The following is an 8,623-nucleotide window of genomic DNA, read 5'->3' as shown; positions in this document are numbered from 1 at the left end:
GCCGAAAGCAAGCTAGATTAGCAGAACTGACAGTATCGTTTTAGAGGGCTAATATAAGATCGCTTACCTTGAGTTCAGGACACTCAATAGTGTTACTAACCATTACTAAGCTTGTGGCTACAGTCCAGGAAAAAACTTTAGTTTTAATAGACGAACCCGAAAGTCATCTTCACCCCCCTTTACTTGCAGCATTCATTCGGGCTTTGTCTGATCTACTTTTGACAATGAATGGTGTATCGATAATTGCTACTCATTCTCCTGTTGTACTACAAGAAATCCCTAAGAATTGCGTTTGGAAAGTCTACCGACAAGGCGTAAACACCATTGTTGATAGGCCAAAAATTGAAACATTTGCTGAAAATTTAGGCACATTGACAAGCGAAGTTTTTGGCCTTGAAGTTGAGCAATCTGGCTTTCATGAAATGCTTAAGAAATCTGTTGAGAGTGGTAAAGCATATAAAGAAATTCTTCAAGAATACCGTAATCAAATTGGTTATGAGGGACGTGCAATTTTAAAAGGTATGATTGCTGATCGCGATAAGGAAAGCAATAATGATTAAGCTTGAAGTGCTTGATCGGTATAACTTTGATGATGTATTAGGGTTATGTATTGAAGGTATTACAGGTCTGGATGACTTAAAAAATATGGTAAAAAGTGAACGCCAAAAATTTTTACCATATATGCAACAATATCAGACAGCTGCAAGTTCATCTCAGCTCTTTGCAATTCCTGCATTAGATACAACTCGTGTCAAAGATCCTAGTGTTATTGGCCCCTTAACAAAGTCAGAACTCGAGAAACTTTATACACAGTATTTTGCTGCTAAAGGAAAGCCTGCTAGAGACGTATATGATGCGATACTAAATTCAGCGAAAGAAAGCTGTCCTTTTTGTAGCGGTATTGGAACGCCTCGCAATGTTGATCATTTCTTACCTAAAAGTCATTTTCCACAGTTTTCGATCTTACCTCATAATTTAGTTCCGGCTTGCAGGGACTGTAATATGGGGAATAAAGGTCATGGCTTTGCTATTTTAGAAAAGGATCAGATCATTCATCCATATCTAGACGCCGAGCATTTTTTTAATGAGCAATGGGTTCATGCTACTTATACTTCCGGTGATGATGAATCTGATCCTGGTGTCTTTGAGTATCATGTTGCTGCTCCCGAAAATTGGTCTGATATCGATAGAAGTAGAGTTGAAAAGTATTTTGTCGATTTTGATTTGTCTAAACGCTTCAGAACACAAGCTGCAAAACACCTTAAGGTTGTTCTTGGGCAAATAAATAGAAATTTAAGGAAAGGTGTTCCTGTCGAAGAAATTATAGAGGATATACTTGAGCCTGCTTTAGAAGAGTGTGAGTCGGTAAATCATTGGCAGCATGGTATGTACGAGGCTTTGATCACTCATCTTTCAAACTAAATTTCTTAATAGATTAAATTGGCTAAGATCAGACAGTAATTTTTAAGCGGTTTTACTTCTAGGTTAGTCGATTTTTTGGCTCTTGTTTCTCAGTACTCGTATCACATGTTGCTGCTTCAAATTCACCTAAAAGCAGTTCATCCGATAGCACAGTCATAGTGTATGAAATAAAAAATTTGATGCCATATTGATAATTAACTAAGGCTTGCTTATATGCTGCCTATATTTCTTGACTTATTCCAGTTATAACCTATTTTCTAAGTATATCTTAGAAAATAGGTTTTCTTATGAGCTTCCTACCAAACTCTATTGATCTTCATCAAGATGAAACCCTTGAGAGTGCTTTGCTCCGACTATGCAGAGCTAATCACTTTGAGAATTACAGTGACCTTTTAATTGAAGTTAAGTCTTGGCTAGAAGAGCACCATCCAACTGTTGCTGGTGCATTTCCACTTTCTCTTGATGCAGTAAACATCTATCACGCAAAGCAAAGCAGCGCCCAGCGTGTACAGGCGATTCAATTACTTGAGCAGTTGGTCGGCCTGTTACGTTTTTCATTACTGGATATCTGCTTCAAGCATACCAACGCTGTAGACCTTGGACTGTATGCCGAGGTTCGTTATAAACAGATCATTATCCCCAGAAGTTTTCTTTGTTCGACGATTATCCCTATCTGCCCAGTATGCTTGAATGAATCGAACTATGTACGTTTTGATTGGCACATCAACAAGGTTGAGTGCTGCGAGAAGCATGGCATTAAACTGCTAAGAAATTGCCCTTCATGTCATATCCCTTTGAACTACATGAACTCTGAAGACCCTGGACGATGCATCTGTGGTCAGAATTTGTTAGAAAACTCACATAGAGAGGTTGGTTTTGATAGCTGGCGTGATGATTCGCTGTATGAAGCAATTGGTTCTTGCTCACTTTCCGAAAAATTAGCAGTGCTCGTATTATCAGATAAGTTTTTTCCTTTGTTAGCTTATGAGGATTTCATTGTTGATCCACGTCGTCATATTGATGAGTATCTAAAGGGTTTAATCGAGCAAAATTTACTGCTGGCAACAGAGAAGCCAAATAAGTTATCGTTCTCTCAGATATCCAATGATTTTCTAGATGATATCTCTGCAATTAGTTGCTTGCCATTAAAAATTAAAGAGTTCATAGCCGACGCTGTTATCACTATAGCGACCAATAAAGCACGTTCAACGATTGCAAATATTGGCGATACTCTTGTGTCCGCTAGAGAGGCTGCTGTTATTACCGGTTCTGAGCTTGATGACATATATCGACTTTATGAGTCAGGGATTTTAGTTGTGGGGCGGCGGCTACGAAATGAAGGTAAGTTGGAGTCTCACAACCCTGTATTTCGCATAAGAGATGTTGCTTCTTTGGCATTGTCCTATTCTAAATATCGGTTTAGCCAATCAGCGTGGTAGCGGTTTTTATGAACTCACTTCAAGCACTGCTTTCATCAGACAACTCACTTTGCCTTAAAGACTTTAACGATATCGCTAAAAAGCTATTTGAGTTGAATTCGGACTTGGTTGATGTGACTGATCAAGAGCTGCTGTGTCTAGCTATCTTGGTCAACTTAACCAGCAAAGCTGAATGTCGGTTGGATAATATTCAAAATGCTAAAATGACTTTAAATAGCGATCTTTTTTGGACTAAGTTTCGCAAAGTCGCCTCGCAACTGCATACGCACAACCTTAAATGGCCAGATTCGCGTGTTAGCTTAAAACACCAAATACGAGTTATTCCTAAAAGCGGAGAGTTACCCGAGTTTGGTTGGGCGGGGAATAGCAGTGACTATCGAATTGGTCGAATGCTCACCAGTACTTTTCTATGGCGAGGCAGTAAGCATTCTCTAGTTTCTGTATGGCTTGATGATGACGTGATTTGGCGTAAGGCCGCGTACAAGCTAGGGATAAACAAGGCATTTTGGTATTCAATAAAGCAAGAGCTCCAAGAGCTATTCTTAGGTAGCCATTTTCCTGAAGAGATTGATCAGCACACCCATGAATTATTGTTTCCATACAAAGACAATCATTACTTAACTGTTACCCCTGTGGCGTCTCATGTGGATCAGTTGCTCATTCAAAGAGTTTCAGGCGTTCCTATGCAGACACTGAGTTTTCCTCATCCTAGCGCGCTAGGCGTTCTGTGTGGTTGTATGGGGGGCCATATGCGCTTTATAAAACAGTCCCCATTGATGCGTAGGTCTGCGACGAAATCCTCCTATGCTGAGCAGCAGGAGGTTTTTAATGTCTATCCAGTTACTTGCAAGCCAGCTGTCAGTATTTATCGTGAGATCATAGATGTTGATACTTATACTTCGCTAAGACTTAAAAGACGCGCTCGTCTTTTGGTATTGAAGCAATTAGATGATGTTTTAAGTCAATGGATTGCACCCTTTTTACGATTAAAACTCATTGGTAAAGAAGCGACTGAAACAAGCAAGCTAAGCGATGAAGAGCATTACTTTCTTCGGTCAAAAGAGACAGACTTACAAGACTTCTCACGCTATTTAAATCGAAAGCTTCATGGTGTACTCGAGCATAATAAATATACTCGAAGCTATTGCTATCATCAGCGATTGTTAGGAGTAACTCAAAAGCGTTTAGCAAGTATTCTTGAAAGAGCGTTTTCAATAAATGCTGAGGTTACATCTGACAATGAAGAAGAATTGTATATCGTTTTAAAGAATCTCAGACTCACTGAGGCTAACGGTTTAAATAATCCATACGTGGCTGGGATGCCATCCATGATTGGATTATATGGTTTCTTGCATCGTTTCGAAAGGCAGTTAATAGATTGCTACCCACAAGTGAGTGTCGAAAGCTTCGCGCTGCACTGTAACCAATATCAAGTAATTAATAAAAATAAGTTACCCGCCTACAGTATTCCTGAAAAGGATCTGGGGATTAGGCGAAGCGGCATTGTTCCAGAGTGCAGTTTTGATGGTAAGTTCTCGATAGTGGTTAAACTTAATAGACACTCTGGTTTTACAGATAAGCTTGACGTAGAGCTACTTAAGCAAGTTCTACCAGAGCGATTGTGGGGCGGCTCTCTTCATCCGCCATTTTTATATGAAGAAACTGAATGGGCCGAGTTGGTTCATGATTCAAACAGTTTGAAGCATTACATAGCTCTAAATCTCTTTGATGGAAATTGGCTGGCACCGGTTAGAGACAGCGGTTTTGACTTATCCTCGAATTTACAGCTTTTAAAGCAGAAAGATAAATTGTCGTTTTGCTTAGTGGGTTACAGACTTTTAGAGCCTATCAAATCTCGTGATGTAGCTTCTGGTATTCATGCATTCTGTGAGCCACTTATGAGCCTTTGCGCGCGTGAGCGCAGCATAGACGTGATAAGAGCTGCAAGTAATATTGAAAAGCAAATTTTTTGGCAATACCTGCCTATCTCTCAAAGCTGTACTACATTACAAGTAGGCCCAGTTTGTGGAGAATCAAATGCAACTTCCCAATCAACTTAGCTATAAGCGATCAATTAACCCTAGCAAGGCGATTTTTTACTATCGCCGAGATGGGCAACTTTTACCTTTACCAATTGAACGTATTAAAATTCGAGGTAGTAAAAGTGGTTTCAGCGAAGCTCATACATCAAAGGGTATTAAGGAATCTGCCACATTACATAACCTTTCTATGGGTAACCCGCATACTGTCGATACCTGCTATTTGCCGCCAGTAGCAGAATGTCTCGTTTGCCGTTTCTCTATTCGAGTTTGTGCAAACTCATTAGTGCCAGATCGTTGTTCAGATCAGTCAGTTAAGAGTAATATTTCTGATTTTGTTAGCGCCTATGCTGACAAAGGAGGCTATATCGAATTAGCTAGGCGTTACGCGAAAAATATTGCTATGGGAACCTGGTTATGGCGTAACAAGGAAGGTAATGCTTTTGACGTGTTTGTAAAAACAAGTGAAGGAGGTGATTTTAGTTTTGTTAATGCTCACCGCTTGTATTGGGACTCTGAGTGGCCAGATAGTCAAAATCACGAACTAGACAAGCTTGCTTCTGAGTTAGCACTAGCACTGACTAATACTCGTTATGTTTGGCATTGTGATATTTGGGCAGAAGTTAAAATGCCTTTTTGCGCAGAAGTCTTTCCAAGTCAGTGTTTCGTAGATAACGACAATAAAAGTGCCGCGAGTAAAGTGCTCCTTACAACGGACATAGATGGTGTTATGACTGCTTGTTTTAATGCCGACAAGATAGGGGCGGGAATACAAATTATCGATGATTGGTGGGATGAAAATTGCGATTTCCCTTTAAGAGTAAGTGAATATGCTGCTGATCAGGTAAATTTAATTGCCCGGCGTCACCCTCAGACAAAGCGCGATTTTTACCAATTGCTACAAAAACTACCGTCCTATTTAAAAGAATTGTCGGCTTCAACTTCTACCGCGAGTATAAATCCTGATATCCACTTCATTGCGTCAGTACTCGTGAAAGGGGGAATGTTTCAAGGAGCTAAAAGTTGATGTTGTATGGTGTTGTGCTTACCTATTTACCGAAGAGTTGTGATCATGCTTTATTGGCTGGGCGATGTATTAAGGTGCTGCATGGTTTTATGAGCAGGCATAGCCTTTCAAATATTGCTGTATCTTTTCCTAAATGGTCTCAAACTAGCGTTGGCAACCAGCTAATGTTTGTCTCGCCTCTAGTGGATCAACTTAATACACTGATTCAGCAGCCGTATTATCAAGTGATGACAGAGAATGGACTTTTTGAAATAAGCGATCCTACTATTCTTGAACAATCAAACACATGTATTAAATACGTTCGAAATCAATCAATAGACAAACTAACACCAGCAGCTAAGGCTAGAAGGCTTCGTAGAGCAAAGAAAAGGGCACTTGCAAGAGGCGAAGAATTCAATCCTGTTGACGCTCAACTAAAGGAAGTTGATTTTTACCATTCAATACCAATGGATAGCTCACAATCTGGTAGGGCTTATATGCTGAAAATTCAAAGGTATGAAATTGATTTTCCGAAAAAAGAAGATATCTTTAATACATGCTCTTATGGATTATCAACGAACTCGCGGTATCAAGCGCTTTTACCAATCTAATTTGGTAGAAATAAAACGCATAAAAATCAAATGTTTATAAACAACCTGAGAAATTAGGTGTTTTGTATAAAGTTGGTCTATATTATTGTAAATTAAGACTATTTTTAAACTTTGCTGTAGTGTCCTGCCGCATAGGCAGCTGGAAAAACCATCCGCGATTAACTTCATCGTTTCTTTGCGTGTCCTGCCGCATAGGCAGCTGGTAAATGCATGCATCTTGCCCTCTGTCGTATTGGGGTGTGTCCTGCCGCATAGGCAGCTGAGATTAGGACTGGAAGTAAGATTCCGCAACGATGAACATAAACCTACCGAAAAGGTAGATAAAGCCCACGGATGGGCAATTTCTATTGTTTATAATTTATGTAAGAAACATTGTTAAATGATAAGGAATAGCAGTAAGTGAAATTATACATCATTATTTGATAATGGGTTTTAATAGAATGAAGCATCGATAGGGTATTCATATAATATGAGATATTAATCCCAATATTGCTTAAAATTAAGTTGCCCCTCCCTAATATGTAGTATGCACTGACGTTTATTTAAAAAATGCTAATCTTGATCGTAAGTTGATAGACCAGGTGCAATGCCGCGACTCTCAACATCATACAAAGTCTGATGATTACGCAACCATAGCTGGTAATTATACCCCTTTAAGCTATGATCTTCCGTGCAGTCTACATTCCAGTAATGTAGCCAATAGCCCACTACCGCAGCTCTTACCATGAGTTTGAGTGCGCCATCCTTCATATCGAAATCATATTCTATAGTTTCAGGGTGAGGAACATTCTTTCTATCAGGATGTGGTGTCAACTCTACCGAAACCATCCGACTCCATTGAAAATCCTTTAGCTTTAAATCGGGGTGCTCGTTAACTTGCCGATCAATATGAGCGTTGCAGATTCGTGTTAAAGCATAGGATCTAAAACTATTTTTATCGAGATCAAAAGCCCTCATGTACCAATGAATACCGTTATCAAATAATGCGTGAGGAACCAAATTTTTTACTGACCGCCCATTCTTTACAGAGCGATAAACAGTCCTAAGTTGGGCACCCACAGAAATGGCTCGAGTAATCGTCGCCAATAGATCCACATCAGGAAGAACTAATCTTACAGGGCTGAAAGAGCCGTTAGAACCACTTATGCCAAGCGCATCACAAATATTGCGTTTGCGTAATTTTGAAAGCGCAGATTGGACTGGAAGGGCGAATATAGGGTGGAAGCCATCATCCAATATTTCATACTTTTTCGAGCTTTGGTTTAGTTTTAAATTATCTGGTGATAACTCTTTATATAAACGAATATCGCGCGTAGCGGCAGCTTCACCTAGTCCAAAGCGGTCAGTTAGGTCAGACCTAGAGATCCAGCCTCGAAATCTCAACATAAACTCCAAATACTCCAATCGATCATATACATTTTTGGGTAACTGATCTAATCGATTCATAATTCATACCTCTCATGGTTTTATTGGTGCAAATATATCACCATAACGATCTATTTACATCATCATAATGATCATGTATAGTTTGTAATTAGTGCAAATGAATTTGTACTAATTACTTACAAACACTCAATTATCTTAAAAGGAAAATCATCATGGCTCTTAAACCAGGTCCGAAACCCAAAGCTAAATCAACAGGAAAAACAGATCAGCGTCGCCGGGATAATAAAAAAACTCCTGGTAATACCCCAGACTTAAAACCAAGTAAATCTTCAGGAAAATAGGGCAGTTAAGTGAATTTACTAAAATGAAAAGGCCAGTTGACTCGTCATCACTGGCCTTTTTTTGTCACATATTCTTTTTCCAGTTAAAAGGCTAATAATCCTTTTTTATATGGCCTTTGGCTGCTTTCTTTATTGTGTTCTTGGTTTTATTGAGCATAGCGTTTTCCGTGGATAAGTGGTTGATCTCGCTACTTTACCCTTGAGTTCATCATTCCTGAACCCCGCCCCATTTTTGGTCGAAAAATCGGAAATCCTACCTGTTACAAAAATTCACTTGGTCATTCACGCTGCTTAAAACTATACTGTATATTCATAAGGGCTATCCATTTAGAGCAACCAATGTCAATATATAGTGATGATCATAAAATCTTCATCACTC

The 8,623-nt window shown here is 39.3% G+C and carries 8 protein-coding genes; 7 read left to right on the top strand and 1 reads right to left on the bottom strand.

All coding sequences use genetic code 11. The annotated features are described in order from the left end of the window. Positions 1-53 precede the first annotated feature (53 nt). The 6 genes from DK187_RS20650 (at position 54) to cas6f (ending at position 6,517) form a co-directional block, all read left to right on the top strand. On the top strand, positions 54-560 hold the full coding sequence (locus tag DK187_RS20650; protein WP_111609185.1) for an AAA family ATPase: 507 nt from the start codon (positions 54-56) through the stop codon (positions 558-560). Further along, positions 553-1,422, top strand: a complete 870-nt coding sequence (locus DK187_RS20645; protein WP_111609184.1) for an HNH endonuclease — start codon at positions 553-555, stop codon at positions 1,420-1,422. The genes DK187_RS20650 and DK187_RS20645 overlap by 8 nt, the downstream gene beginning before the upstream one ends. Positions 1,423-1,709: 287 nt before the next feature. Further along, positions 1,710-2,861 carry a TniQ family protein gene (locus tag DK187_RS20640; RefSeq protein ID WP_111609183.1) on the top strand — a complete coding sequence of 384 codons (1,152 nt, stop codon included), beginning with the start codon at positions 1,710-1,712 and terminating at the stop codon, positions 2,859-2,861. 113 nt (positions 2,862-2,974) lie between these two features. After that, a complete protein-coding gene (locus DK187_RS20635) occupies positions 2,975-4,921 on the top strand; it encodes a type I-F CRISPR-associated protein Csy2 (protein WP_162623574.1) in 1,947 nt (648 codons plus the stop codon). Next, complete coding sequence (gene csy3 / locus DK187_RS20630; protein WP_111609181.1) at positions 4,899-5,927, top strand: type I-F CRISPR-associated protein Csy3; 1,029 nt, start codon at positions 4,899-4,901, stop codon at positions 5,925-5,927. The genes DK187_RS20635 and csy3 overlap by 23 nt, the downstream gene beginning before the upstream one ends. Next, the gene (gene cas6f / locus DK187_RS20625) at positions 5,927-6,517 is read left to right on the top strand and encodes a type I-F CRISPR-associated endoribonuclease Cas6/Csy4 (protein WP_111609180.1); all 591 of its coding nucleotides are present in this window, start codon (positions 5,927-5,929) and stop codon (positions 6,515-6,517) included. The genes csy3 and cas6f overlap by 1 nt, the downstream gene beginning before the upstream one ends. Before the next feature lie 552 nt (positions 6,518-7,069). Here the strand turns inward: cas6f and DK187_RS20620 are convergent. Next, the gene (locus tag DK187_RS20620; protein WP_111609179.1) at positions 7,070-7,963 is read right to left on the bottom strand and encodes a BrxR family transcriptional regulator; all 894 of its coding nucleotides are present in this window, start codon (positions 7,961-7,963) and stop codon (positions 7,070-7,072) included. Positions 7,964-8,115: 152 nt separating this feature from the next. Between DK187_RS20620 and DK187_RS21520 the strand changes: the two genes are divergently transcribed. Next, on the top strand, positions 8,116-8,244 hold the full coding sequence (locus DK187_RS21520; protein WP_261599301.1) for a hypothetical protein: 129 nt from the start codon (positions 8,116-8,118) through the stop codon (positions 8,242-8,244). Positions 8,245-8,623: the final 379 nt, after the last annotated feature.

The sequence above is a fragment of the Marinomonas arctica genome, from assembly GCF_003259225.1.
GTDB classification, from domain to species: domain Bacteria; phylum Pseudomonadota; class Gammaproteobacteria; order Pseudomonadales; family Marinomonadaceae; genus Marinomonas; species Marinomonas arctica.
Note: the sequence above shows the minus strand (reverse complement) of the source record. Positions and strands in the feature narration are given on the sequence as shown.